The 1,446-nt window shown below is 75.8% G+C and carries 2 protein-coding genes; one reads left to right on the forward strand and one right to left on the reverse strand.

What is annotated here, in order from left to right; all coding sequences use genetic code 11:
* The coding region (locus BN11_RS21000) for a metallopeptidase family protein (RefSeq protein WP_327152892.1) at nucleotides 1–349 on the forward strand (349 nt) is incomplete at its 5' end.
* A gap of 29 nt (nucleotides 350–378) precedes the next feature.
* Here BN11_RS21000 and BN11_RS21005 read toward each other — a convergent pair.
* The coding region (locus BN11_RS21005) for a DUF5719 family protein (RefSeq protein ID WP_048700421.1) at nucleotides 379–1,446 on the reverse strand (1,068 nt) is incomplete at its 5' end.

Here is a 1,446-nt window from a genome sequence, read left to right on the forward strand (position 1 = left end):
GCCGCCGGTGCCGGCGATGGGGCCGCGGCGCGAGCGTTTCGACGACCTGGTGATCGAGGTGGCGAGTGGCTTCGACGCGGTGCTCGGCGAGCGGTATGCCGACACCGAGTTCGCCGTCGAGGACGTGCCCCCGAGCGACCCGGCCCCGTGGGAGGAGCGCCGGGTCCTGCTCGGCCGGCTCTTCCCGGCCAGCGGTCGGCTGCCGGCCCGGATCGTCCTCTATCGCCGGCCCATCGAGGCCCGCACCAGCGACGGGTCCGAGCGGGCCGAACTGGTGCGTGAGGTGCTCGCCGAGCACATCGCCGCCCTGCTCGGCGTGGCGCCGGAGGATCTGTTGCCGCCGACCTGAGACGGCGCCGACCTCAGGCGTCGCCGGCCTCAGCCGAGCGGGCCGACCGGCTCGACGGGTTCGGTGGTGACGGAGATGCGCGCGGCCGTCAACGGCCGGGCGTCGATGACGGCCTTGGCGCCGCTGCTACCCGTGGTGAGCAGGGCGGCGCGGACGTCGCCGTTGCCGGCAACACGCCGGACCCAGACCGCATCGCTCAGGCTCAGGTCGAGGCTGAGAGTGGCGTCGTCGGCGATCGACAGTTCGCGCGTCTGTGCCCGGCCGTCGGCGACGGTGGTCACGCCGACCCGGGCGCGGCCGCCGGTGGATGCCAGCGCCAGAGTGCGGGTGCGGTCAGCGGCGGAGTCGAGCGCGGGATAGACCGCCCCGGCCAGCCCCCGGATCGGCGCGCTCGCCGGAGCCCAGGCGAAGTCGCGAGCCTTGACCGGCGTCAGCTGGGCCGCGGCGACGACCGGCTCGTCCGAGCGGATCTGCAGCGCGCTCACCCCGGAGGGCAGTTTCGTCAGCGGCACCTCGGCCGTGGCCCCGGCAGGCACTCGCAACACGCCCGCGCCGTCCGGCAGGGCGCGCGGTCCGTCGGGGGTGAGCAGCCGGACCTCGACGACGGCGTCCTGCTCACCGGGCGCGTGCAGTCGGACGCTGCCTGGCCCGGTCACGGCCGGGATGACCTGTTCGGTCGCCGGGGCGGCAAGGCCGGGCACATCGGCGAAACCTCGCGGCGTGACCCCGTCCAGCCAGTGGTCGGCCAGGACGGCGCCGACGAAGCCGCCGCGGGTCGTGACGTGGAAGAAGGGCGCGGCCTCATCCGGCGCGAGCGCATCGAGCAGCACGCTGTGCCGGCTGCGGGCGGGCACCACGATCCCGGTCGCGGCACCGGTGACGATGGGTCCGCGGCGCCCGGCGACGGCGATGTCGACCGTGACGGGGTTGGCGCCGGGGTTGAGCAGGAGCAGGCGTTCTTGACGTCCGGGTTCGGCGCTGCCGCCGGTCAGCCAGGACTCGGCCGCCGGCGCGGGGCAGGCGGTGGATGCCAGCCCGGCGACGTGGTCCTCGCGGGGGTCGCTCTCCTGGGCTGCGAGCAGCGCGGGGGCGAGCCC

It is taken from the genome of Nostocoides australiense Ben110 (assembly GCF_001050535.1).
Lineage (GTDB): Bacteria > Actinomycetota > Actinomycetes > Actinomycetales > Dermatophilaceae > Nostocoides_A > Nostocoides_A australiense.